The 23,244-nt window shown below is 67.9% G+C and carries 20 protein-coding genes and 1 riboswitch; of the genes, 12 read left to right on the top strand and 8 right to left on the bottom strand.

Annotated features, from left to right (window positions below; translation table 11 throughout):
- Window positions 1-794: 794 nt before the first annotated feature.
- On the bottom strand, window positions 795-2,909 hold the full coding sequence (locus tag AC1PMG_RS15990) for a catalase (protein ID WP_481109537.1): 2,115 nt from the start codon (window positions 2,907-2,909) through the stop codon (window positions 795-797).
- A gap of 232 nt (window positions 2,910-3,141) precedes the next feature.
- Window positions 3,142-6,003 carry an aminomethyl-transferring glycine dehydrogenase gene (gene gcvP / locus AC1PMG_RS15985; protein ID WP_481109536.1) on the bottom strand — a complete coding sequence of 954 codons (2,862 nt, stop codon included), beginning with the start codon at window positions 6,001-6,003 and terminating at the stop codon, window positions 3,142-3,144.
- Between the two features lie 102 nt (window positions 6,004-6,105).
- A riboswitch (glycine riboswitch) is annotated at window positions 6,106-6,210 on the bottom strand.
- A 289-nt stretch (window positions 6,211-6,499) separates the two neighbouring features.
- Here gcvP and AC1PMG_RS15980 point away from each other — a divergent pair.
- From AC1PMG_RS15980 to AC1PMG_RS15935, 10 genes are all read left to right on the top strand, one after another.
- A complete protein-coding gene (locus AC1PMG_RS15980) occupies window positions 6,500-7,750 on the top strand; it encodes a multidrug effflux MFS transporter (protein WP_267116810.1) in 1,251 nt (416 codons plus the stop codon).
- Between the two features lie 50 nt (window positions 7,751-7,800).
- A complete protein-coding gene (locus AC1PMG_RS15975; protein ID WP_481109535.1) occupies window positions 7,801-8,211 on the top strand; it encodes a hypothetical protein in 411 nt (136 codons plus the stop codon).
- Window positions 8,212-8,215: 4 nt separating this feature from the next.
- Window positions 8,216-8,746, top strand: coding sequence for a GNAT family N-acetyltransferase (locus AC1PMG_RS15970; RefSeq protein ID WP_481109534.1), 531 nt, complete (start codon window positions 8,216-8,218; stop codon window positions 8,744-8,746).
- A gap of 517 nt (window positions 8,747-9,263) precedes the next feature.
- The gene (locus AC1PMG_RS15965; RefSeq protein ID WP_150411133.1) at window positions 9,264-9,902 is read left to right on the top strand and encodes a hypothetical protein; all 639 of its coding nucleotides are present in this window, start codon (window positions 9,264-9,266) and stop codon (window positions 9,900-9,902) included.
- A 49-nt stretch (window positions 9,903-9,951) separates the two neighbouring features.
- The gene (locus AC1PMG_RS15960) at window positions 9,952-11,070 is read left to right on the top strand and encodes a type IV secretion system protein (RefSeq protein WP_481109533.1); all 1,119 of its coding nucleotides are present in this window, start codon (window positions 9,952-9,954) and stop codon (window positions 11,068-11,070) included.
- Window positions 11,071-11,300: 230 nt separating this feature from the next.
- Window positions 11,301-11,624 (top strand): DUF4189 domain-containing protein, encoded by a 324-nt coding sequence (locus AC1PMG_RS15955; RefSeq protein WP_481109532.1) that lies wholly within the window; start codon window positions 11,301-11,303, stop codon window positions 11,622-11,624.
- A gap of 22 nt (window positions 11,625-11,646) precedes the next feature.
- Window positions 11,647-11,973, top strand: a complete 327-nt coding sequence (locus AC1PMG_RS15950) for a hypothetical protein (protein WP_481109531.1) — start codon at window positions 11,647-11,649, stop codon at window positions 11,971-11,973.
- A gap of 24 nt (window positions 11,974-11,997) precedes the next feature.
- Entirely contained in the window at window positions 11,998-12,522 is a 525-nt protein-coding gene (locus AC1PMG_RS15945; protein ID WP_481109530.1) for a hypothetical protein, read from the top strand.
- A gap of 70 nt (window positions 12,523-12,592) precedes the next feature.
- On the top strand, window positions 12,593-13,183 hold the full coding sequence (locus AC1PMG_RS15940; protein ID WP_481111689.1) for a hypothetical protein: 591 nt from the start codon (window positions 12,593-12,595) through the stop codon (window positions 13,181-13,183).
- Entirely contained in the window at window positions 13,180-14,529 is a 1,350-nt protein-coding gene (locus tag AC1PMG_RS15935; protein ID WP_481109529.1) for a Tle-like phospholipase domain-containing protein, read from the top strand. The genes AC1PMG_RS15940 and AC1PMG_RS15935 overlap by 4 nt, the downstream gene beginning before the upstream one ends.
- Window positions 14,530-14,656: 127 nt before the next feature.
- Here AC1PMG_RS15935 and AC1PMG_RS15930 read toward each other — a convergent pair whose 3' ends face one another.
- The 3 genes from AC1PMG_RS15930 to AC1PMG_RS15920 all read right to left on the bottom strand — a co-directional run bounded on the left by AC1PMG_RS15930 (window position 14,657) and on the right by AC1PMG_RS15920 (window position 19,212).
- Complete coding sequence (locus tag AC1PMG_RS15930) at window positions 14,657-16,648, bottom strand: M2 family metallopeptidase (RefSeq protein WP_481109528.1); 1,992 nt, start codon at window positions 16,646-16,648, stop codon at window positions 14,657-14,659.
- 126 nt (window positions 16,649-16,774) lie between these two features.
- The gene (locus AC1PMG_RS15925; RefSeq protein ID WP_481109527.1) at window positions 16,775-18,436 is read right to left on the bottom strand and encodes a phosphoethanolamine transferase; all 1,662 of its coding nucleotides are present in this window, start codon (window positions 18,434-18,436) and stop codon (window positions 16,775-16,777) included.
- On the bottom strand, window positions 18,433-19,212 hold the full coding sequence (locus tag AC1PMG_RS15920) for a phosphatase PAP2 family protein (protein ID WP_481109526.1): 780 nt from the start codon (window positions 19,210-19,212) through the stop codon (window positions 18,433-18,435). Before AC1PMG_RS15920 ends, AC1PMG_RS15925 begins: the two co-directional genes overlap by 4 nt.
- A gap of 303 nt (window positions 19,213-19,515) precedes the next feature.
- Between AC1PMG_RS15920 and AC1PMG_RS15915 the strand changes: the two genes are divergently transcribed.
- The gene (locus AC1PMG_RS15915; protein ID WP_010340248.1) at window positions 19,516-20,217 is read left to right on the top strand and encodes a response regulator transcription factor; all 702 of its coding nucleotides are present in this window, start codon (window positions 19,516-19,518) and stop codon (window positions 20,215-20,217) included.
- Window positions 20,207-21,520, top strand: a complete 1,314-nt coding sequence (locus AC1PMG_RS15910; RefSeq protein ID WP_481109525.1) for a sensor histidine kinase — start codon at window positions 20,207-20,209, stop codon at window positions 21,518-21,520. Before AC1PMG_RS15915 ends, AC1PMG_RS15910 begins: the two co-directional genes overlap by 11 nt.
- 10 nt (window positions 21,521-21,530) lie before the next feature.
- On the opposite strand, the gene AC1PMG_RS15905 is transcribed toward AC1PMG_RS15910, so the two are convergent.
- The 3 genes from AC1PMG_RS15905 to minD all read right to left on the bottom strand — a co-directional run bounded on the left by AC1PMG_RS15905 (window position 21,531) and on the right by minD (window position 23,224).
- Complete coding sequence (locus AC1PMG_RS15905; protein ID WP_481109524.1) at window positions 21,531-22,028, bottom strand: hypothetical protein; 498 nt, start codon at window positions 22,026-22,028, stop codon at window positions 21,531-21,533.
- 126 nt (window positions 22,029-22,154) lie between these two features.
- The gene (minE, locus tag AC1PMG_RS15900) at window positions 22,155-22,412 is read right to left on the bottom strand and encodes a cell division topological specificity factor MinE (RefSeq protein WP_017910131.1); all 258 of its coding nucleotides are present in this window, start codon (window positions 22,410-22,412) and stop codon (window positions 22,155-22,157) included.
- Between the two features lie 2 nt (window positions 22,413-22,414).
- Entirely contained in the window at window positions 22,415-23,224 is an 810-nt protein-coding gene (gene minD, locus AC1PMG_RS15895; RefSeq protein ID WP_209029460.1) for a septum site-determining protein MinD, read from the bottom strand.
- Window positions 23,225-23,244: the final 20 nt, after the last annotated feature.

Raw genomic sequence — 23,244 nt, 5'->3', positions numbered from 1 at the left:
CGGGCCACCCCGGCCCCGCCCGAGGGTGCCGGAACGGGCGGAAAACATGGTGCATTGCACAACCCGCGAGGCGGTCACCCGCGCCGGGGCATGGGCGTTCGGCCTGCCTGGCGCGAGTGGGAGACGCCGCGCCAACCGTCCGTCGCGAACAGGTGAAGATTTCACGCCCCCTTCACCTTGCTCCGCTGTAGACACGCCGCCCCCAGGCTCGGGATAAGTTTTTCCCGCGGTCGCAGTCAGGCGGCCACGCAGGAGTGGTCCGCCCGCTTCTTGTCAAGTCCGTGACAAGCTTTTTAATCAAGAATCAATGACTTGGATGTTCCGGTGAGGTGAGGGCGACATCGGCGGCTTGTCCACAGGGGGTGTGGATGACTTCTGCATAAGGTTGTGGATAAGGCCGATGCCGGCCCGTGACACAACAGTGTCAAGAGGGGTGGCGAAAAATTGACCAGGCGATTTTGCGGCCGCGATTGGGCCGGACCTTTGACCCTGTGCCGTGACCCCGCGGGGGCACATTCGGGGCGCGGCCGGTGCGGTGGCGACGAGCGCCGATCGCCTCGCGGTCGTATCGGTGCCTATGCGGCACGGCAGTCCGGAGAACGCCCGGGCGCGACCATTAGGCGAGGGCATGGCTGTCCTGAGGCGATCGCGGCGCCACGTGCCGAAGATCCCGGGCCGCGGCCAGCGTGTGGCCGGGGTTCGCGAGCTGGCAAGTGAGGCCGGCGCCCGGCCAGCTTCACCTGCATCGCCATGGCGCCAACCCTGCGGCGCCATGGCGGAAACCGCCGCCTCGCTCAGGCCAGCAGGCGCAGCTTCGGTTCGCGGCTCCACTGGCGGGTCTTGGCGGCGTTGATGAAGCCCTTGCTGTCGCTGGCTTCGACCACCCCGGCATCCTTCTGCACGTTGCCGGCCTTCAGCAGCGGTTGCGCGCCGGCGTCGGCGGCGATCGCCTTGAGGTGGGCGAAGGCATTGCTGACGAAGTCGATGGCCGCCGACTCCTTGCTCAGCCGCTTGCCGGCCTCGGCCGACAGCACCACCGCCACCGCATCGAACACGAACGAGGGCGTGCCGGCCAGCTGGCCGTCGGCGGTCAGGCGCTTGCCGTCGCTGAGGACGGCGCCGCCGAGCTTGGGGGCGACGATCTTGACCGCGGCACCGGCGTCGGTGGCGGCCTTGCGCAGGTCGCGCACGGCCTTCGCATCGGATCCCTCGTCGATCAGGATGCCGATCGCGCGGCCCTGCAGGGTGGGCTTCATCCGCCCGATCAACTGCAGCGCCGGCGACAGCGGCAGGTCCTGCGGTGCGATCGCCACCGGCGGTGCCGGTGGCAACGCATCCATGCCCAGTCCATCGGCGACACGCTGCGCCAGCTTGGGATCGACGTGGCGCAGATGCCCGACCACGGCCTCGCGCACGTGCGCGGTATCGACCTTGGACAGCTCGAACACCAGCGCCGACGCCACGTGCGCCTGTTCCGGCTGCGTCTGGCTGCGGTAGAACATCCGTGCCTGGCTGTAGTGGTCGGCGAAGCTCTCGGCACGCACGCGGCCCTTGGCGCCGTCGTCGGGCTGGGTGCGGTGGCTGACGAAGCCGCGCGCGGTCTCGCGCGGGCTGTCGGCCTGCAGCGAGCTGGGTTCGTAGGCGACGCGGCCCTTGGGCACGCCCATCTGCATGTGGCCGTCGCGCTGCATGTTGGCGAACGGGCACTTCGGCGCGTTGATCGGCAACTGGTGGAAGTTGGGCCCGCCCAGGCGGCTGAGCTGGGTGTCCAGGTACGAGAACAGGCGGCCCTGCAGCAGCGGGTCGTTGGAGAAGTCGATGCCGGGCACGATGTTGGCCGGGCAGTACGCCACCTGCTCGGTCTCGGCGAAGAAGTTGTCCGGCCAGCGGTCCAGCACCATGCGCCCGACGATCTGCAGCGGCACCAGTTCCTCCGGGATCAGCTTGGTGGCGTCCAGGTGGTCGAACGGGAAGGCGTCGGCCTGTTCCTGGGTGAACAACTGCACGCCCAGTTCCCATTCCGGGAAGTCGCCGCGTTCGATCGATTCGAACAGGTCGCGGCGGTGGAAGTCCGGGTCGGCGCCGGCCAGCTTCACCGCCTCGTCCCAGATCGTGGACTGCAGGCCGAGCTTCGGCCGCCAGTGGAACTTGACGAAGGTGCTGCGGCCTTCCGCGTCGAGCAGGCGGAAGCTATGGATGCCGAAGCCTTCCATCATGCGCAGCGAACGCGGGATGGTGCGGTCGCTCATCGCCCACATGATCATGTGCAGCGACTCGGGCATCAGCGAGACGAAGTCCCAGAACGTGTCGTGCGCGCTGGCCGCCTGCGGGAAGCCGCGGTCCGGCTCCATCTTCACCGCGTGGATCAGGTCGGGGAACTTCAGCGCGTCCTGGATGAAGAACACCGGGATGTTGTTGCCCACCAGGTCCCAGTTGCCTTCCTTGGTGTAGAACTTGACCGCGAAGCCGCGCACGTCGCGTGGCGTGTCCACCGAGCCGGCGCCGCCGGCGACGGTGGAGAAGCGGGTGAACACCGGCGTCTTCACCCCGACCTCGGTCAGCAGCGCGGCGGTGGTGTACTTGGCCAGCGACTTGGTCAATTCGAAGTAGCCGTGTGCGGCGCTGCCGCGCGCGTGCACGATGCGTTCGGGAATGCGCTCGTGGTCGAAGTGGGTGATCTTCTCGCGCAGGATGAAGTCTTCCAGCAGCGTCGGTCCGCGCGGGGTGGCGCGCAGCGAGTTCTGGTTGTCGGCGACCGGAATGCCCTGGTTGGTGGTCAGCGGCGGATGCGTGCCGCCGGCCTGCTGGTGCAGTTCGTCGCCATGGCCGCGCTGGTCGGCGGGCGCGGCGGTGGAGGCGAGGGCGGTGGACGATGCGGAATCGCTGGGCGTGCGCTTGCGGCTGGCCATGGAAGATCGCTCCGGTGCGTGGCGGAAGAAGGCGTCGCGGTGGGGTGCCCGGTGCGTGAGGATGCGGGCGCGGCGGAAGTCCCGATCCTGGGCGGCGCGGCGTGAACGAGCCGTGCAACGCGCTGCATCGCGCGCACTTGTCTACCTGGGTGTGCGTGCTGCGCACGCATAAAAAAACCCAGCCTCGCGTACGAGGCTGGGTCTCGGAGACACCGTCGAACGGTAACGCGGCTCAGACCACCGCGTCTTCCTTGTACGCATCCACCGGGATGCACGCGCACATCACGTTCTTGTCGCCGTACACGTTGTCCACGCGCGCCACCGGCGGCCAGTACTTCTGCTGCTTCAGCGTCGGCAGCGGGAACGCGGCCAGCTCGCGCGGGTAGGCGTGGGTCCACTCGCTGGCGGTGACCTGCGCGGCGGTGTGCGGGGCGTGCTTGAGCGGATTGTCCTCGCGATCCAGGCGGCCGTCCTCGATCGCGGCGATCTCCTCGCGGATCTGGATCATCGCGTCGATGAAGCGGTCCAGCTCGTGCTGCGATTCGCTCTCGGTCGGCTCCACCATCAGCGTGCCGGCGACCGGGAAGCTCAGCGTCGGCGCGTGGAAGCCGAAGTCGATCAGGCGCTTGGCGATGTCCTCGGCGCCGATGCCGCTGGTCTTCTCCAGCGGGCGCACGTCGAGGATGCACTCGTGCGCGACCAGGCCGTTGCGGCCGGTGTACAGCGTCTTGTAGTAGGGCGCCAGGCGCTTGGCGATGTAGTTGGCGTTGAGCAGCGCCACCTGGGTGGCCTTGCGCAGCCCGCTGTTGCCCATCATGGTGATGTACATCCAGCTGATCGGCAGGATCGAGGCCGAGCCGAAGCTGGCCGCCGAAACCATGCCGACGTCGCCGTCGCCACCGAGCGTGCGCGGCAGGTACGGCGCCAGATGCGCCTTGACCGCGCACGGGCCGACGCCGGGGCCGCCGCCGCCGTGCGGGATGCAGAAGGTCTTGTGCAGGTTCAGGTGCGACACGTCCGAGCCCCACTTGCCGGGCTTGGCCAGGCCGACCAGCGCGTTCATGTTGGCGCCGTCGGTGTAGACTTGGCCGCCGTGCGCGTGCACCGCCTCGCAGATCGCCACCACGTCTTCCTCGAACACGCCGTGGGTGGACGGGTAGGTGATCATCAGCGCGGCCAGGCGTTCGGAATACTTCTCGGCCTTGGCGCGGATGTCGGCGACATCGACGTTGCCGTTGCCGTCGCACTTGGTCACCACCACGGTCATGCCGCACATCTGCGCCGAGGCCGGGTTGGTGCCGTGCGCCGATTCGGGGATCAGGCAGATGTCGCGGTGGCCTTCGCCGCGCGCGCGGTGGTAGGCGCGGATCGCCAGCAGGCCGGCGTACTCGCCCTGCGCGCCGGAGTTGGGCTGCAGGCTGACGGCGTCGTAGCCGGTGCACTCGACCAGCATCGCTTCCAGCTCGTCGATCAGCTGCTTGTAGCCGACGCTCTGCTCGGCCGGGGCCAGCGGATGGATCGCGCCGAACTGCGGCCAGGTCACCGGGATCATCTCGGCGGTGGCGTTGAGCTTCATGGTGCAGCTGCCCAGCGGGATCATGGTGCGATCCATCGCCAGGTCCTTGTCGGCCAGCGCACGCATGTAGCGCAGCAGTTCGTGCTCGCTGTGGTGGGTGTTGAACACCGGGTGCTGCAGGAACGCGCTGTGGCGCAGCAACTGCGGCGGCAGCGCGTCGGCGGTGGCGGCGTCGAGCGCGTCCACGTCGGCCTGGGCGCCGAACAGTTGCGCCAGCGCGACCACGTCGGCGCGGGTGGCGGTCTCGTCCAGGCTGATGCCCAGCGCGGTGCTGTCGATCGCGCGCAGGTTGATGCCGGCCGCGCGCGCCTTGGCGTGGATGGCCTCGGCGTCGATGCCGGTGACGTGCAGGGTGTCGAAGAAGCGCTCGCCGACGGCGACGCCGGCGCCGCGCAGCGCCGCGGCCAGGATCGCGGCCAGGCGGTGGGTGCGGCGGGCGATGCGCACCAGGCCCTCGGGGCCGTGGTACACCGCGTACATCGAGGCCATCACCGCCAGCAGCACCTGTGCGGTGCAGATGTTGGAGGTGGCCTTCTCGCGGCGGATGTGCTGCTCGCGGGTCTGCAGGGTGAGGCGGTAGGCGGCGTTGCCGGCGGCGTCGATCGACACGCCGATCAGGCGGCCCGGCATCGAGCGCTTGTAGGCGTCGCGGCAGGCCATGAACGCGGCATGCGGGCCGCCGAAGCCGAACGGCACGCCGAAGCGCTGCGAGTTGCCGACGACGATGTCCGCGCCCCATTCGCCGGGCGCAGCGATCAGGGTCAGCGCGAGCAGGTCGGTGGCGACCGCGACCAGGCCGCCTTGCGCATGCACCGCGTCGGCCAGCGCCTGGTGATCCCCGATGTGGCCGAAGCTGTCCGGATACTGCAGCAGCACGCCGAAGCACTCGGCCTGCAGCGCTTCCTCCGGCGTGCCCACGCGCAGCACGATGCCCAGCGGCTCGGCGCGGGTGCGCAGCAGTTCCAGGGTCTGCGGATGCACCGCGTCGTGCACGAAGAAGGTGTCGGACTTGGACTTGGCCGAGCGCTTGGCCAGGGTCATCGCCTCGGCCGAGGCGGTGGCTTCGTCCAGCAGCGAGGCGTTGGCGATCTCCATGCCGGTGAGGTCGGCGCACATGGTCTGGAAGTTGATCAGCGCTTCCATGCGGCCCTGCGAGATCTCCGCCTGGTACGGGGTGTAGGCGGTGTACCAGGCCGGGTTCTCGAGGATGTTGCGCAGGATCACCTTCGGCGTGTGGGTGCCGTAGTAACCCTGGCCGATGAAGCTGCGGAACACGGTGTTCTTGTCGGCGATGGCGCGGATCTTGGCCAGCGCCTCCTCCTCGGTGATGGCGTCGGGCAGCGCCAGCGCGGCGGGCGACTTGATGTTGCCGGGCACGATGGCGTCGGTCATCGCCTCCAGCGAGTCGTGGCCGACGGTGCGCAGCATGTGCGCGATCTCGGCGTCGTTCGGGCCGATGTGGCGCTCGATGAAGGCCGAGTGGTGTTCGAGGTCGCGCAGCGAAGAGGTGTGAGACATGGCAGTCGTCCGGCTGAGGAAGGCACGAGGAGACGGGGACGCGCGCAAGGCCGTCGTCGGGCCGCAGCGGCGGGCACGATCGACGGGAAGCACGCGTCTTCCCAATGCCCCTCTGTCCTTTTGCCTGAGAGTTTGGAAGCGGCGGCTGGCGCTGCGCTTCGTGCCCCTTCGGCGCCGGGTTTGACCGGTCTCTCCAGAGTCTTGGTGCGGGTGGTATCGGGCCTGAGCGATTACGGGCGTTTGCGCCTTCGGCAGCGGGTCGCCCCGCTTCTCCCACCTTGCTGCGCCGCGATTATAACGTGGCCGGCGGCGCCCACGGCGGGCCGCGCGCACCCACGCCAGCCTGAATGGGCAAGCCGCGGCGGATGCGCGCCTGCGGCCGCAGCGCGTATCATGGCCGCACTCCCTTTTCTCGCGCCCGTCCATGCCGGACGGCGTCGCCGCGCGTGCGCCCGTCCTGCGGCCGCCGCGGCCGACTTTTCAGGATGATGTCCCCATGACGCTCCCGTCCGTGTCCACACGCCGCATGGCCCTGTTGCTGGCCGGGCTGGCGATGTTCGGCCCGTTCTCCATCGACACCATCTTCCCGGCGTTCCCGCAGCTGGCGCAGCGCCTGCATGCCGATCCGGTGGCGATCCAGCAGACGGTGAGCGTGTACCTGCTGGCCTACGCGCTGATGGGCCTGGCGCACGGGCCGCTGTCCGACGCGCTGGGGCGGCGGCGGGTGATCGTGGCCGGGCTGGTCGTGTTCATCCTGGCCTCGGCCGGTTGCGCGCTGTCGCGCGACCTGCCGACCCTGCTGGTGTTCCGCGCGCTGCAAGGCGTGTCGGCCGGCGTCGGCATGATCGTCGGCCGCGCGGTGATCCGCGACCTGTTCCACGGCGACGATGCGCAGCGGCTGATGAGCCAGGTGTCGATGATCTTCGGCATCGCCCCGGCGATTGCGCCGGTCATCGGTGGCTGGATCCTGGGCAGCGGCCGCGGCTGGCCGACGATCTTCTGGTTCCTGGTCGGCTTCTCCTCGCTGTTGCTGGTGGCGACCCTGCGCTGGATGCCGGAGACGCATCCGCCGCAGGCGCGCACGCCGCTGGCGCCGCGCACGCTGCTGCGCGACTACATCGGCATCGCGCTGAATCCGCGTTTCCAGCGGCTGGCCGCGGCCGGCGCGTTCAATTTCGGCGGGGTGTTCCTGTACATCGCCTCGGCGCCGGTGTTCATGATCGACCTGCTGGGCAAGACCGAGCGCGACTTCGCCTGGCTGTTCCTGCCCACCATCGGCGGCATGACCCTGGGCGCGTTCCTGTCCGGGCGCATGGCCGGGCGACTGGGGCCGATGCGCCAGGTGCGCTTCGGCTTCGTCTGCTGCGGCCTGTCGATGGCCGGCAACATCGCCTATACCGCGCTGGCGCCGGCGATCGCGCTGCCGTGGGCGGTGCTGCCGATCTTCTTCGCCGGCCTGGGCACCGCGCTGATCTTCCCGATCCTGGCGCTGGCGGTGCTGGACATGTACCCGCGCCAGCGCGGGCTGGCCTCCTCGCTGCAGGCCTTCACCCAGTTGATGGTCACCGTGCTGGTGGCCGGGGTGCTGTCGCCGCTGCTCAGCGGCCACGCCCTGCACCTGGCGCTGGGCTCGGGCGCGTTCTTCCTGCTCGGCTGGGGTTTCTGGCGCTGGGAGCGGCGCAGCGGCAAGCGCCTGCCGCGGCCGGATGCGCAGGTGCCGCGGCTGGAACCGGCCGACCCGCTGTGAGCATCGCCGCGGTTGGGCTATCGTCGTCGGGTCATCGTTGAGGAAACCGCATGTCCATCCAGTCCAAGCCGCGCCGCGACCTGCGCAAGAAGCTGGCCGAGCGCCTGCGCCACCGCGCCGAGGGCGCCGCGCCGGCCGCGCCCATCGAACCGCATGCGGAACTGCGCGACCAGCAGCGCACCTTGCTGGCCGGCATCGTGCGCCGCGACGGCGAGTGGGTGCTGGGCATGGACGGGCGCATCGCCGGGCAGAGCGAGAGCGCCGCGCAGGTGCTCTCGCTGATCATGCAGGCGGCGGAACTGCACGAGCGCGCCGGCACGCCGGTGCGGCTGATGTACTCGGACGCGCTGAAGGACGCCGCGCAGGCCGATGCGCAGGCGCAGGGCCTGAGCTTCGAGGAGTTCAAGACGCGCCATGCCCAGGTCATGCGTCGCGACGACGGCGCGGCGGCTCCGGCTTGAGGCCATGGGCCAGAACGCCGGCCAGGCTGCGCAGGAGGCCGTGTCGCTGGCGCGAGTGCGGCGCCGCGACGGCATCGCGCTGATCCAGGCGCACCGCGCCAGCGTCGCCCTGCATCACCCGTGGACCTACCCGTTCACCGACGTGCCCGGCTTCGAGGCCTGGTACGCGCAGACCCTGGACGGCAGCAACATCGCGTTGCTGGCGCGCGAACGCAGCAGCGGCGCGCTCGCCGGTCTGTTCACCTTCAGCCAGGTGGTCGGCGGCTGCTTCCAGAGCGCCTACCTCGGCTACCACGCCATGGCCGGCTGCGAAGGTCGCGGACTGATGACGCATGCGCTGCGCCTGTGCGTGGCCTACGCCTTCGCCGAACTGGGCCTGCACCGGGTGGAAGCCAACATCCAGCCGGACAACACCCGCTCGCTGGCGCTGGCGCAGCGCGCCGGCTTCCGCCGCGAAGGCTATTCGCCACGCTACCTGCGCATCGGCGGGGTGTGGCGCGACCACGAGCGCTGGGCCCGGCTGGCCGACGACTGAGCTGGCGCACCGCGGTCGGCCTGGGCGGGCCGGCGCGGACCTGGCTGCGCAAAACGGACGGTGACAGCGTCGCTGGCTGGCTCGGGACATGCCGCGACGAAATGTCGGAGTTTTCCTACCCCGATCGGCGAAACCATTGGCGTGCCTGGCTTCGCTGAATGCGCTTCCCTACGGGGCCGCATGGAACGGTGGAAGTGGAATGCACTTCATGCAAGAGTCCGCCGCACCCTGCCTCATCTGCTCATAAAGGACTATGGCCGCAGCAGGTTCCCCAATCCGACCACCCAGTGGCTCCGCTGCTGCCGCCGACGGCTGTCCGTCGGCCTCTGCCGCCCACGCGCAGCAGCTGGAAACCGTCGCTGCGCCCTGTATCGCACGAGACTTGCCGAGATCGCCCATGACCCACTCCTCGACCCGTCGCCCCCGCTTGTCGCGCCTGTTCGCAGGCGTCGCGCTCGCCGCCTTCCTGGCTGCCGGACCCGCCAATGCCACCTGGATCGTCAACGACCCGATGTCGATGGCCAAGGCGTTGCAGGAATACGCCGAGCAGGCCAAACGCTGGGGCGAGACGATCAAGCAGTACCAGATGCAGTTGGAGCACTACCAGCAGCAACTCATCAAGCTCCAGCGGCTGCAGTTCGGCGACTCCACCATGGCCGACAACTTTCCAGAGCGTCCCCAGGACTACGGGCTGGAGGACAGCTGCCCCGGCGCGAGCCAGAGCGGCATCGCCGGATTGATGAACCAGTTCAAGGCGCTGGCCCCGGACATGAACGGTAGCGCGGTCGACGAGCAGATGAAGGTCTGTGCGCGCATCGTGATGGCCAAGAACGCCCAGTACAACGAGACGGTGCGCATGCTCAAGCGCCTGATCCAGCGCAACGAGCAGTTCAAGCAGGTGCAGTCGCAGCGCGACGGCATTGGGACCAGCCAGGGCGCGCTGGCCGCCAACGACAACGAGGTGCGGCGCTTCGTGGCGCAGAACGCCATGGACCTGGATTACTGGCAGGCGCAGATGAAGGCCTACGACACCTACATCGTGGCGCTCAAGGACGACCAGTCGCGATTGGCGCGGCGGGCGCTGGATGGCAACAAGAACAACATCCTGGGGCAGGTGATCCAGGCGGGCGTGCTCGCTGGGGCGCTGTCCAAGTGATGGCACCGGCAACTCCAACACAGCACGGGACATCGGGTAGGCACGCAGCATGAACGGATTCTTCGACACCGCCACGCACTGGATGCAGCCGTTGGCGGACGCCAATCTGGGCGACTTCCTGTTCTTCCGGTTGGTGAACAACTACTTCACCAACGAGATCGCCGAGTTCGGCCTTGAACTGATGCGCCGCGCGATGCATTGGGTGAGCGTGATCGCGTTGACGGCGACCACGTTCTGGATCCTGATCCAGGGCTACCGCATCGTCACCGGGCAGTCGCGCGAATCGGCGATGGCGACGATGGTCAAGGCGGCCAAGGTGGCGGTGATCCTGATGATCGCGTCGACCCTGGGTGCAAACGGCGCGGCGTTGCACAAGGCGATGACGGACAACCTGGACATGGAGATCCACGGGTTGTTCACCGGAGACGACACCAGCAGCGCGGCCGAATCGATCGACGACAACCTGAAGTACACGCAGCTGGCCTTGTCAGCGCTCGACGCGGTGCGTGTGGACGCCAACGATCCAGAATCGATCGAGAAGAAGGGGCGCTCGATGCTGCTGGCCAGCTTCGGCACGGCCAGCCCGCCCATGGCGGCGGGCGCGATGTTGCTGCTGTTCAAGTTCACCATGGCATTCCTGGTGGGCATCGGCCCGATCTTCATCTTCTTCCTGATGTTCGACCAGACCAAGGACCTGTTCCGGAAGTGGCTGTTCTACGTGATCGGCACCCTGTTCTCGATGTCCATGCTGTCGGTGGTGTCGGCGATGGTCTTGAAGTTCACCGCCAAGGTGGCGGCGGCGTACTGGGCGATGAAGTTCATTCCGTTGGCGAATGCCGAAGGCCTGTCGTCCCAGGCCTTGCAGCAGGGAGGGATCGGGTTGCTGATGACGGTGCTGATCGTCACCGTCCCCACGATCGCGGCGGCGGTCTGGCAAGGCAACATGGGCACGTTCATGACCTACACGGCCTTCGGCCCTGCGACTGCGTCTTCGCCGGGGCCGCAGGGGCAGCCGCCGGGGTCTTATGTTCCGCCTCAAATTGCGAAAAGCGATTCGCTGACTCCCGATTCCGTAATCCGTACAACCTCGCAGGGAGAACCGAGGTCGCAGCAATCTGAAGGAACCGGCTCCAGGGGTAATGCTAATAACGGAAGCCGCATTACATGATTCATCTGAGGCCTATGATTAAGAAAATTCGATTGATTGTATGCATCGCTGGGTTGATCCTCGCGGGCACTGTGTATGCCGAGGGTGGCTGTCCACCCGGTCAATATCCCATCGGGGGTCAGGGCGCCGTCGGCTGCGCGCCGATACCGCAAGATCAGCCTTCGCAGCAGCAGGCTGCACGACCGGCAGGAAGGTGGGTGGAGACTTGGGGGGCGATAGCGATGGGTTCCATGGACTCCATCAATAGCTACGGAGTGACAACCGGCAAGCGCTCCAAGTCCGAAGCAGAAAGTGATGCGCTGAAGAGATGTGCGTCTCATGGCGAAGCCAACTGCAAGATTGGCCTTGCCTACAAGAATCAGTGCGCCGCGGTAGCTGAGCCAAGCATTGATGGAAAAACATTCGCTGACGGCGCGTCCAACTTTGTCGGTGCCGGAAGCACAGCAAAAGCTAGCAAGGTTGCTCTAGAACGTTGCGGCAGAAGCAATAAGTCTGGGGCGATATGCAAGATCATCTACACAGCTTGCACGGAACCCGTCTACGAACAGTACTAGGCTCGTCACGGAGAGAGATGTTGTGAATATTCGCTTATTGTTGCTTTCATTTTTGTGCTGTTTCAGTTCAGCGCCATCTCTGGCGCAGACTGACGGCTACTACGAGTTCATTCCGTACTACAACAACGATCCGTTTCTCTTTTGCACGATCGGCGTGCCCAGCGACTGCTGGGCGCCGATCAATCCGGCCACGGGCGCGTTCACCGTCACCAATCCGTACTGCTACAACGCGTACTCGTCCGCGATGTATGCGCGTGTCTGCCCCCATGCGTTCACGAGCGGGAAGGTGGGGTCAGCGGCGGCGACGCCAAGCTCTTCCGTGGTGCGGGACAGCGCTGCCGTTCCCTGACTTGGTCGATGCAGGAGCCGTGACATGTCCCACATGCTGTGGTCGAAGGAGTGGCAGATTTGCGTGCGGCGCACGTGTGCGCTGCTGACCACGGCGCTGCTCGCACTGCTGCTCACCGCCGGGATGGCCGCGCTGGCCTACCGTCATGCGGGTGGCACGGCACTGCTGATGGCCCAGACACTGGCGGTATTGGGTGCTCTGCTGCAACTGGGCATGGTGGGCATGCTGGCGCTGCTGGTCGTGCGCGCGTCGCGCGCCTGGTGGCGTCTGCGCTCCGGTGGCAAGCGGACGGTGCAGTCCAGGCAGTTGTGCCATGCCATCCTGCAGGTAGCCGGGATGACCTTGCTGATGTGGTTGTCTGCCCTGGCGGCCGTCGCGCTCCCCGGTTCCCTGCCGCTCTTCATCCAGGTGCCGGAACTGGGCCTGTCGCTGCCGATCTTGATCGCCTTGCTGCTCATGCAACGCCTGCACGTGCGCCATGGCTGCCGCCGGCTCACCGACGCCCTTGCCGCCGCAGAGCATGCCGCGCGGCGCACCCTCGTGGCCTGAGGCCCTTTCCGTGAACGCCAAGATCCTTTGCGCTTTTTCCCTTCTGCTTTTGTTGACAGGATGCAACCCGATGAACACTGCCTCGGAGAATGCCGCCAGTCCTCATGTCGACGCCCATGGTGACCCGGTGTACCGCAAGAATCCGCATCCGACGCAGGCGTATCGGATCACGATGACGATTGAGGATGCGCCGGGACCGTTCGGGTACGTGTCGGGTACCGCTTTCTACGACATGATCAATCATGAGCAATGCACGCCTATCGAACCCATCGAAGGGGTGTGGAGCAAGCCTGGCGAAAGCGGCATGCCGATCGACTTCAAGAAGGTCGATGAAAGCACGTATGTCGGAACGGTCTACGCGGATGGCATGGTCGACGAGAACTATTACGGTAAAGGAGTATGCAGGTTCGCGCTGAGTGGCGTGGGCGTGACGCTGAGAGCGACAGGCAACCAAGTGGAAACCCGCTTTCAGCCTGCGCTTTTCAAGGGCGAGGTCGAGAAATCTGCTTCTATTGCGACGTACTTCTGGAAAGGTGGCTATCCACGCGACCAGATGGAAAATTACCCGGATTCGGGTCACCGCGATCCAGAGAAGTTCAAGCAGGAATTGCAGCGCGCATTGTTCAAGATCACATTGTCTTCCACTAAGGAAGTACCATGAATCCGACAAGCCAACAGTACGCTTTTCTCGCGGATGACGTGTATAAAAAGCCGCGCGAGACAGGAGAGGACAGCAAGCCTGTCGTGATCGGCGAGGTGGCTTACAAGCGACTTGAGTATGTGGATCGCCCGTCCGGCTACCAAGGCACGCTCTACCAACGTCTAGATACGGGTGACTTGGTCGTTGCGCACCGCGGAACGGAGTTCGATCGCCAGCCGTTGCTTGACGGGCTCGGAGTCGATGGCGGGATGGTGGCGACTCGCCACAATGCGCAAGTGGCAGACGCGATCCAGTTCACTAGGCACGCGCTTGAGTTGGCTGAGCGCCAGGCGCAGCGAGATGGGCATAGGCCGGCCGTCACGGTCACCGGCCACTCCCTGGGCGGCGATCTCGCGCAGGTCACGGCCCACCACTTCCGCCTGAAGGGCGAGACCTTCAACGCCTACGGCGCGGTCAGCCTGGATCGCCGGATCCCCGAAGGCGGCACCGACGTCGTCAACCACGTCATGGCCGGCGACCCCGTCAGCGCCGCCAGCCGGCACTACGGCCAGGTCCGCATCTACGCCACGCCCGAGGAAGTCGCCACGCTGCAGCGCGCCGGCTACGACAACAGCAGCGGCGGCTGGGATGCGCGCAATCCGTTCAGCGCGGTCGGCGGGTTGCTCGTCGAGTCGCACCGCATGCACAACTTCCTGCCGGTGGACGGCAACGGGCGGCCCGACCGCTCCGTGTTGGAAGACCCGGCGGCGCACCAGCGCGCGGAGCAGTACGCACCGATGATCGGCAGGTATCGGGAGGATGTCGAATCCATGCGGATCGGTACCACGCTCCTGGCGCGCGGCGTGCGCGGGCTGGCCGGTGACGCTGTCAACGAACTGCGCGGGCCGTTGCCGCCGGGCGAGGGGCGGCAGGGCATCGGTGCGCCGGAATGGTCGGAGCACATGCGGCGGCTGCATCTGCCGAAGCAGGAAGCCCACGCGCCGCAGGGTTGGCACGTGCCGCTGAAGGTGCCGGAGCAGGCGGCGGCAGTGCGGGAAGAAGACCAGTTGTTTCGTGCCATCAAGGAGCGATTCCCGGCCGCTATGCCGGATGCGGCGCTGAGGCATGCCGCGGCGCAGGCACAGCGCGATGGCATGACGCGCCCCGAGCAGATCAAACATGTCATGGTCGATGGCGGCAATGCCTGGATCGAAGGGTATACCCCGGGGTTCCGGGTGAAGGTCGATCTCTCTGCGGTGCCATCGCGACCGGAAGAGGCGATCGCGTCACCTGCCAAGGACGGGGCGGCGCTCGCGTTGCAGCAGGCCGACAGCGAGGCGCAGCACGTGTCTGCACGGACGCGATAAGCACTTCAGGCATGTCGCGGCTTCTTTTCCCGCCTGACTGATCCGCACGGCGCGCATTTCCTCTACGCGCTGACCTCCACGGTCTGTCCTGACGACTGCGCTTCGGCTTTGCGCCCGCCGCGCCGCGTCAACCTTGCTTCTGCGCCGGGACTGCAGTGGGTTGCGCTGCGGCAGATGCTGCCTCCCACCCGCACATCCGCCCCTGGTTCTGTTGCTTGAGCCACTCCTGCATCGGCGCGAAGTATTCCAGCAGCGGGCCGGCGTCGATGCGCTCACTGCCGGTCAGTTCCTTGAGCGTGGCCTGCCAGGGCTGGCTGGCGCCGCGTTGCAGCATCGACCAGAACTTCTGCCCGGCTTCCTTGTTGCCGTAGAAGGTGCACTCGTACAGCGGGCCCTTGTAGCCGGCGGCGTCGCACAGGCTCTTGTAGAACTGGAACTGCAGGATGTGCGAGAGGAAGTAGCGGGTGTAGGGGGTGTTGGCCGGCACGTGGTACTTGGCGCCGGGGTCGAAGAAGTCCTCGCCCCGCGGCGTCGCCGACGCCACGCCCTGGTACCTGGCCTTCAGCTCCCACCAGGCCTGGTTGTAGCGGTCCGGGGCGATCGAGCCGTCGAACACGCCCCAGCGCCAGCGGTCGATCATCAGCCCGAACGGCAGGAACGCGACCTTGCTCAGGGCCATGCGCATCTGCGCGTTGATCAACGCTTCGCGGCCCACCTGCGGTGCGTCGACCAGGCCGATCGAATGCAGGTACTGCGGGGTCATCGCCAGCACCACGGTGTCGCCGATGGCTTCGTGGAAGCCGTCGTTGGCACCCGCCTGGAACAGCGGCGGCAGCGGGTTGTAGGCCAGGTCGTAATAGACGTGGCCGAGTTCGTGGTAGATGGTGGTGAAGTCCTCTTCGTTCGGCTTGACGCACATCTTGGTGCGCACGTCGCCGGCCATGTCCATGTCCCAGGCGCTGGCATGGCAGACCACGTCGCGGTCCAGCGGCTTGATGAACTGGCTGCGCGTCCAGTAGCTGTCCGGCAGCTTGGGCATCGCCAGCGAGGTGTAGAAGTCCTGCGCGCGCTCGGTCATCTGCCGTGCGCTGAGCAACTGCGCCTCGCGCTGGGCCATGAACCGCGCGTCCACCGAGGTGTCGCCGTTGCGCCGCGCCAGCGCCGCGCTCAGGTTGCCCTGGTACTGCCGCTCCAGTGCGTCGGTGATGTCCAGGCTGCCGGCGCCGGGGTAGGGCTGCAGCAGGTCCCACAGGTTGCTCCAGTCCTGCTGCCACATGTTGCCGAGCAGATGCGCCGGCAGCAGGCCGCCGGCGAGTTCGCCCTTGTCCTTGCCGTACTCGGCGTCGAGCTTGCCGCGCGTGTAGCAGTGCAACTGTTCGTACAGCGGCTTGACCTGCGTCCACAGCCGGTCGGTCTCTGCGGCGAGCTGTGCCGGCGGCATGTCGTAGCCGCTGCGCCACAGTGCGCCGGTGTCGGCGTAGCCCATGTCGCGCGCGCCTTCGTTGACCAGTTCGACGAAGCGCTGGTAGTCCTTGCGCATCGGTTGCACGGCGGCGTGCCAGCTCTGCCAGGCGTCCAGTTGCTGGTCGTAGTCGCGGCTGCGGCGCAGCACGTCCTCCAGTTCGCCCAACTGCCGGCAGCGGCGCGCGTCGCCTTCGCCGGTGCAGTAGGAGGCGGCACCGTAGGCGCCTTCCATCTTCGTCGCCAGCGCGGCCAGTTCGCCCAGCCGCGCCGGATCGCGTGGCGCCGGCATCGCGGTCATCTGCTGCAGCAGGCGCAGTGCGCGGGCGCTGTCGGGCGACATCGGCTTGCCGTCGTAGCGTCGCGCCTGCGCGATCCAGCCGTTGAGGGTGGTCAGCCAGCGCGCGTTGGCCCTGGCCGCCAGCCGCTCGCTGTCGCCGTTGATGTAGGTGGCCGACAGCCACTGCGCCGCGGTCAGTTCCGGCAGCAGCGCGCGGTACTCCTCGTTGATGCGGGCGACGAACTGGTCGGCGCTCTCGCCCTGGGGCTGGGCCGCGGCGGGGGCGGCGGTCTCGGCCGCGGGTTCCTTGCGGCAGGCAGACAGCGTCAGCAGGCTCGCGCCGAGGCACAGCGCGAGCAGCGGAGAGCGGTGGGTCACGGCGAATCCTTGCAGGGCGATTGCCCGGAAGGCTAGTGGCCCGCCCGCAACGCCGCAAGTTCGGGCGGCGTGCTCTGGGCGGCGCCGCCGCGCCCGCTTACGCCACGACCGCGCGTGAGCGGGCGGTCACTGCGGCCTGGCGCACTGCGCGAACAGGTCGCGCGTGTGGTCGTAGACGCCGGTCCTGACCTGCATCAGGCCCAGCACCGACGGGAACAGGTTGTCCTGGTCGGCGTAGCGGCGCGACCGCGCCTGCAGGCAGGCCAGGTCCAGGCCGCGCGCGCTGGCAAAGCCGGGCGAGAACCACATCACCATCGGCACATGGGTCTGCTCCTGCGGCGCGATCGCGTAGGGCACGCCGTGCAGATACAGGCCCTTCTCGCCCAGCGACTCGCCGTGGTCGGAGAGGTAGATCATCGCCGTGTCGTAGTCGGGCATCGCCTGCAGCGCGTCGATGGTGCGCGCCAGCAGGTGGTCGGTGTACAGCAGCGAGTTGTCGTAGGCGTTGGTGATCAGCTCGCGGCTGCAGTTGCCCAGGTCGGCGGTATCGCAGGTCGGGGTGAAGCGGCGGAACGCGGCCGGGTAGCGCTCGAAGTAGCTGGGGCCGTGGCTGCCGAGCTGGTGCAGCACCACCACGCGGTCGCCGGGCTTGGCGCGCACCTGCGCGGCCAGGTCCTGCAGCAGGATCTCGTCCATGCAGCGCCCGTCCTTGCACAGCTGCGGATCCTTGGCGTCGTCCAGGTGCTGGATCTGCAGGCCGTCGCACACGCCCTTGCAGCCGGACTGGTTGTCGCGCCACAGCGTGCTGATGCCGGCGTGCTCGAGCACGTGCAGCAGCGACTGGTGCTTGCGGATGTTGCTCTCGTTGTAGTCGTGGCGGCCGAACGGCGAGAACATGCACGGCACCGAGACTTCGGTGCTGGTGCCGCAGGAGTGCATGTCGGGGAAGTTGATCACGTCGCGCTTGGCCAGCTCCGGCGTGGTCTGCCGCGCATAGCCGTTGAGGCCCCAGTTCTGCGCGCGGGCGGTCTCGCCCAGCACCACCACCAGCAACCGCGGCTTGCTGCCCGGTGCGCGCACGGTGGCCTTGGCGTCGTGTTCCAGCGGCAGCTTCGGCGCCTTGCGCGTGGGGCTGTCGGACTTGAAGTTCTGCCGCAGTGCGACCAGGTAGTTGATCGGCGTGGCCAGGTAGCGGATCTCGCGATGGTTGCGCATCATCGCCGACAGGTCCTGGAAGGACAGCATCGCGGCGACGCCGCCCAGCGCCAGCATGCCGACCAGGAAGCCGGCGCGGATCGCCAGCGCCTTCAGTGGCGAACGCCGGATCAGTCGCACCCGCCACAGCACCAGGATCGGCAGCGCCGCGTAGAACAGCAGCGGCGCGATCAGCGCCGGGGTCATCAGCTCGCGCGATTCCTTGTGGTCGGTAGCCAGCACGTTGCGCAGCATGTCCGCGTCCAGGTAGACGCTGTAGCTGTTCATGTAGTGCGCGGCGAACGCGGTGGTGATCAGCAGCACCGTCAGCACCGGCTTGGCGATGCCGCGCCACAGCAGCAGGCCCAGCAGCAGGCCGTGCACCGCCAGCAGCAGCAGGAACAGCGACAGCGCCAGCTTCACGTCGCCGCCGTGGCCGCTCATCGCGCTGCGCCAGAACATGCCGTTGCAGGCCAGGGCGAAGAACGCGCTGGCCGCCAGCGCCAGCATCTCGTTGCTCAACTGCGGACGCCAGGCCCACCAGCGGGCGCGGGAGGCGGTGGACGGCGAGGGCGGGGCGACGGAATGGCTCATGCGGCGGAGTCGTTGGTAGTGGAAGGGCGTCGATCGGCCTGCGACGGGGTCGCACGCGGCCACAGCATCGCCCGGTACAGGCCCAGTGCCACGCCCCAGCACAGGGCCAGCGTCCACAGGTCGTGCGACATGAAATGCGCGCCGCGCAGCTGTTGGCCAAGACCGAACAGCAGGCCTCCCCCGAGGCCGATCGCCAGCGCCGGCCAACGCCAGGCCGGCTTGAGCGCCAGCGCGACGAAGTACAGCCCCACCCAGGCATAGCCGGCACTGGAATGACCGGCGGGGAAGCATACCCCGCGCGGCATGCCCGCCGGGCGGGTCTCGAACAGGCCCACGAAGATCCGCTCGCCGCCGTAGCGGGTCAGGTCCCAGGGGCAGTCCATGTGGGTCACCGACTTCAGCAGCGACACCACGCCGGTGCTCAGCGCCACCGCCAGCAGCAGGTACAGCAGCGGCAGCCGGTAGCGGCGGGCATCCGGACGGCGCCAGGCCCACACCGCCAGCGCGGCGGTCACCGCCCATGCCGCCGCGCTCAGCATCTTGCCGTCGTGGTGGATCAGGCTACGGGTCAGCGCCGCATCCTTCAGCGCCCACTGCCCGCCTTCCCAGCGATACAGCAGGTCGGCGATCCAGAAATCCCCGCCCAGGCCCATCAGCAGGCCACTGGCCAGCAGCACCAGCGCCAGCGGCACCCAGAGGTGGGACAGATAGAAGTGCCGGCGTGCGCCGAGGTGGGGCGCCGCCGCAGCGGACAATCGCAGGGGCGTACTGATCATGGTCGACGAAAGCGGCCAGGGACGGCGGGAAAGTGGGGGCATGGTCAGGTTGCCGGTGTCGGATAGCTGTCGGAACTGCCGGTGAGAGGGCCAGGGCTTCAGCGAAGGTTGCGCACCGCCGCACTGATGCAAGCGCCGGGCCACGCGTGCCGGCGGCCGGCGCGGAAGGCAGCCTGACGTCGCCGTGTTGGGATCCTTTCCAGGTTTTATTGAGATTCGATCAAGGCGCGCGGCCGTTCTGACGGCGTTCCGACACGCTTCCGCTAGCATGGGCGGGTCAGTCCCCCGAATTCGAGCGCCCCCATGCGGCTGCTGGTCATAGAAGACAACCGGAACCTGGTCGCCAATCTGTTCGACTACTTCGAGGTGCGCGGCCACACCCTGGACGCGGCGCCCGATGGCGTGACCGGCCTGCACCTGGCCACCACCCAGCGCTACGACGCGCTGATCCTGGACTGGATGCTGCCGCGCCTGGACGGGCAGCAGGTACTGCGTGCGCTGCGCGAGGAGCACCATGCCGACGTGCCGGTGATCATGCTGACCGCGCGCGACGAGCTGCCGGACAAGATCGCCGGCTTCCGTGCCGGTGCCGACGACTACCTGACCAAGCCGTTCGCGCTGCCGGAACTGGAAGTGCGGCTGGAAGCGCTGCTGGTGCGTGCCAGCGGCCGCGGCCGCAGCAAGCTGCTGCGCGTGGGCGACCTGCAGCTGGACCTGTCCACGCTGGAAGTGACCCGCGGCGGGCGCACCCTGCACCTGTACCCGGCCTGCCGCAAGCTGCTGGAGGTGCTGATGCAGGCCAGCCCGGCCGCGGTCACCCGCGATCGCCTGGAGCAGGCGCTGTGGGGCGACGAGCCGCCGGACGGGGACATGCTGCGCTCGCACATCTACGACCTGCGCCGCAGCGTCGACGGCCCGTTCGCGGCCAAGCTGATCCACACCCTGCCGCGTATCGGCTACCGCCTGGCGGTGGTCGGCCCCCACGAGGGCGAGCATGCCGACTAGGGCCGGGCTGCGGCAGCGGCTGACCCTGTGGCTGGTGGGCTACGCGGCGCTGCTGTCGCTGGCGGTGTTCGTGCATGGCTACATCGTCAACGACCAGGCCGAGCAGCTCACCTGGCGTTCGTTGCTGACCTCCGAGCTGGACCACTTCCTGGCGCGCAGCGCGGCCGACCCGGACTATCGCTGGATCGACACCCGCACCGTGAGCCTGTACGGCGACGAGGGTGGCGCACCGCTACCGCCGGCAGTGACGGCGCTGGGTCCGGGCCTGCACGACGAAGTGCAACTGGAAGGCAGCGAGAAGGTCGTGCTGGTGCAGGACGTGCGCGGCCGTCGCCTGGCGCTGGCGCTGGACATCACCGAACTGCACGACCACGAGGACAACCTGGCGCTGTGGATGCTGGTATCCAACGCGGTGGCGGTGCTGCTGCTCGGCGCGCTGGTGGCCTGGGGCATGGGCCGGGTGGTGCAGCCGCTGATCGACATGGCCCAGCGCATCGGCAGCCTGCGCCCGGACCGGCCCGGGCAGCGCATCGAGGTGCATCCGCGCGCCAGCGCCGAGCAGGTGGTGATCGCCGAAGCGCTGAACGACTACCTGGCGCGCAACGACCTGTTCGTGGAGCGCGAGCGCGCCTTCATCGACAGCACCAGCCACGAACTGCGCACGCCGGTGGCGGTGATCGGCGGCGCCGCCGAGCTGGCGCTGGAGCAGCACGACGTACCGCCCAGCGTGCGCAACCAGTTGCTGCGCATCCGCCGTACCGCCAGCGGCGTCGGCCAGCTCATCTCGCTGCTGCTGGTGCTGGCCAAGGATCCGGCGCGGATGGCGCGTGGCAGCGACCTGGTGCGGCTGGACCAGTTGCTGCCGGAGATCGTCGAGGACCATCGCCACCTGTGCGCGGACAAGCGCCTGGAACTGGCCCTGGCGCCGCTGCCGCCGTGCGAGGTGGAGACGCCGCTGGCGATCCTGCAGGTGGCCATCGGCAACCTGCTGCGCAACGCCATCGAGAACAGCGACAAGGGCCGGATCGAGATCACCATGCCGGCGCCGGGCGTGGTGTGCATCGACGATCCCGGCCATGGCATGAGTCCGGAAGAGATCAGCGCGATCTACATGCGCATGGCACGCGGCGGCGGCAGCCGCGAGGGCAGCGGCATCGGCCTGGACCTGATCGCGCGGCTGTGCGAACACCTGGGCTGGGCGCTGCACCTGGATTCGCTGGCCGGCAGCGGGACCCGCGCGACACTGGACCTGAGCAGCGCGCTGAAGCGCCCCGGGGCGTCGCCGCCGTCGCCTGCGCCGTAAGGACGACGGGCTAGGCTTGCGCCGGCAGCAGCCCGCGTTGCGCCAGCCAGGCGCGCGCGTCGTCGGCGTCCTGTTCGAACCAGGCGCGGGTGGAACCCAGCCGGTAGGTGTAGCCCCAGGCGTCCATGTCCGCCATCAGCCGCGCACGGCCCACGCCGGGCAGGGCGTCGGCCAGCACGATCTGCAGGTAGCAGGTGGCGTCTTCCTCTTCCACCGAGTCGGTGGCATCGGTATGCACCTGCGCGCGCCGCTGCGGCGGCAGCACGATCAGGTGGCAGGCCTCGTGCAGCAGCGAATGCACCGGCGTGTCGTCGCGCACATAGACGTCGCTGGCGATCACCCCCGCCTCCGGCTCGCCCCAGTAGCTGCCGGGAATGGCGGCGCCGTCGGCGACGCGATGCAGGGCCAACCCGTAGCCGGCCAGCAGCGCGCGCGGCGCGTCCAGGCCGATCGCGCCCACGGTCAGCACCTGGGCGGCGGCAGCGGGAAGGGCGGTATCGGTCTGCATCGGGTGAACTTCGTCGGGACGGAAAGGGCGCGGCCGGCGCGCCCGGGGAACGGCAGGCACGGCCCATCGCGGCGCCGGTCCCGACGATGCGTCAGCCGCGGCGTCGGCCACGGCCGACGCGCGACCTCAGGGCGTCGGCCCTTCCGGCAGGGCGACGGAGATGTCGAGCACGTCGTGCTCGCCGTCCTTGACCAGGTCCACTTTGACCGCGTCGGCGTCGATGTTGACGTACTTCTTGATCACTTCCAGCAGCTCGCGCTGCAGCAGCGGCAGGTAGTCCGGGCCGCCGCGCTGGCTGCGTTCCTGCGCGATGATGATCTGCAGGCGGTTCTTCGCGGTTTCGGCGGTGTTCTTCTTGGTCTTGAGGAAATCGAATAGTCCCATGCTCACCCTCCGAACAACTTGGTGAAGAAGCCCTTCTTCTCCACGGAGATGAAACGCATCGGACGTTCCTCGCCGAGGATGCGCGCCACGGCGTCCTCGTAGGCCTGGCCGGCCGGGGATTCGGCGTCCAGGATCACCGGCTCGCCCTTGTTGGAGGCGTTGAGCACGTCGCCGGATTCGGGGATCACGCCGATCGCCTTCAGGCCGAGCACTTCCTCCACGTCGGTGATGCTGAGCATCTCGCCGGTCTCCACGCGCGCCGGGCTGTAGCGGGTCAGCAGCAGGAACGCGGGCAGGCTCTTGCCGCTCTCGGCCTTGTGGGTCTTGGAGTCGAGCAGGCCCAGGATGCGGTCGGAGTCGCGCACCGAGGACACTTCCGGATTGACCACCACCACCGCGCGGTCGGCGAAGTACATCGCCAGGAACGCGCCCTTCTCGATGCCGGCCGGCGAATCGCAGACGATGTAGTCGAAGCCGTCGGCGGCCAGGTCCTTGAGCACCTTCTCCACGCCTTCCTGGGTCAGCGCGTCCTTGTCGCGGGTCTGCGAGGCGGCCAGCACGAACAGGTTGTCGAAGCGCTTGTCCTTGATCAGCGCCTGCTTCAGCGTGGCTTCGTTGTGCACCACGTTGACGAAGTCGTACACCACGCGGCGCTCGCAGCCCATGATCAGGTCGAGGTTGCGCAGGCCCACGTCGAAGTCGATCACGGCGACCTTCTTGCCGCGTCGCGCCAGCCCGCAGGCCAGGCTCGCGCTGGTGGTGGTCTTGCCGACGCCGCCCTTGCCGGAGGTGACAACGATAATTTCAGCCAAAGGACTATCTCCTGATACGT

This window comes from Xanthomonas sp. NCPPB 2250, assembly GCF_056725265.1.
Note: the sequence above shows the minus strand (reverse complement) of the source record. Positions and strands in the feature narration are given on the sequence as shown.

Bases quoted from the DNA above. Each gene is read 5' to 3' on its own strand.
- AC1PMG_RS15920 (WP_481109526.1), bottom strand. From the start codon at position 19,212: ATGATCAGTACGCCCCTGCGATTGTCCGCTGCGGCGGCGCCCCACCTC.
- AC1PMG_RS15915 (WP_010340248.1), top strand. From the start codon at position 19,516: ATGCGGCTGCTGGTCATAGAAGACAACCGGAACCTGGTCGCCAATCTG.
- AC1PMG_RS15940 (WP_481111689.1), top strand. From the start codon at position 12,593: ATGAACACTGCCTCGGAGAATGCCGCCAGTCCTCATGTCGACGCCCAT.
- minE (WP_017910131.1), bottom strand. From the start codon at position 22,412: ATGGGACTATTCGATTTCCTCAAGACCAAGAAGAACACCGCCGAAACC.
- AC1PMG_RS15910 (WP_481109525.1), top strand. From the start codon at position 20,207: ATGCCGACTAGGGCCGGGCTGCGGCAGCGGCTGACCCTGTGGCTGGTG.
- AC1PMG_RS15980 (WP_267116810.1), top strand. From the start codon at position 6,500: ATGACGCTCCCGTCCGTGTCCACACGCCGCATGGCCCTGTTGCTGGCC.
- AC1PMG_RS15955 (WP_481109532.1), top strand. From the start codon at position 11,301: ATGGACTCCATCAATAGCTACGGAGTGACAACCGGCAAGCGCTCCAAG.
- gcvP (WP_481109536.1), bottom strand. From the start codon at position 6,003: ATGTCTCACACCTCTTCGCTGCGCGACCTCGAACACCACTCGGCCTTC.
- AC1PMG_RS15960 (WP_481109533.1), top strand. From the start codon at position 9,952: ATGAACGGATTCTTCGACACCGCCACGCACTGGATGCAGCCGTTGGCG.
- AC1PMG_RS15970 (WP_481109534.1), top strand. From the start codon at position 8,216: ATGGGCCAGAACGCCGGCCAGGCTGCGCAGGAGGCCGTGTCGCTGGCG.
- AC1PMG_RS15935 (WP_481109529.1), top strand. From the start codon at position 13,180: ATGAATCCGACAAGCCAACAGTACGCTTTTCTCGCGGATGACGTGTAT.
- AC1PMG_RS15945 (WP_481109530.1), top strand. From the start codon at position 11,998: ATGTCCCACATGCTGTGGTCGAAGGAGTGGCAGATTTGCGTGCGGCGC.
- AC1PMG_RS15925 (WP_481109527.1), bottom strand. From the start codon at position 18,436: ATGAGCCATTCCGTCGCCCCGCCCTCGCCGTCCACCGCCTCCCGCGCC.
- AC1PMG_RS15975 (WP_481109535.1), top strand. From the start codon at position 7,801: ATGTCCATCCAGTCCAAGCCGCGCCGCGACCTGCGCAAGAAGCTGGCC.
- AC1PMG_RS15990 (WP_481109537.1), bottom strand. From the start codon at position 2,909: ATGGCCAGCCGCAAGCGCACGCCCAGCGATTCCGCATCGTCCACCGCC.
- AC1PMG_RS15905 (WP_481109524.1), bottom strand. From the start codon at position 22,028: ATGCAGACCGATACCGCCCTTCCCGCTGCCGCCGCCCAGGTGCTGACC.
- AC1PMG_RS15965 (WP_150411133.1), top strand. From the start codon at position 9,264: ATGGCCAAGGCGTTGCAGGAATACGCCGAGCAGGCCAAACGCTGGGGC.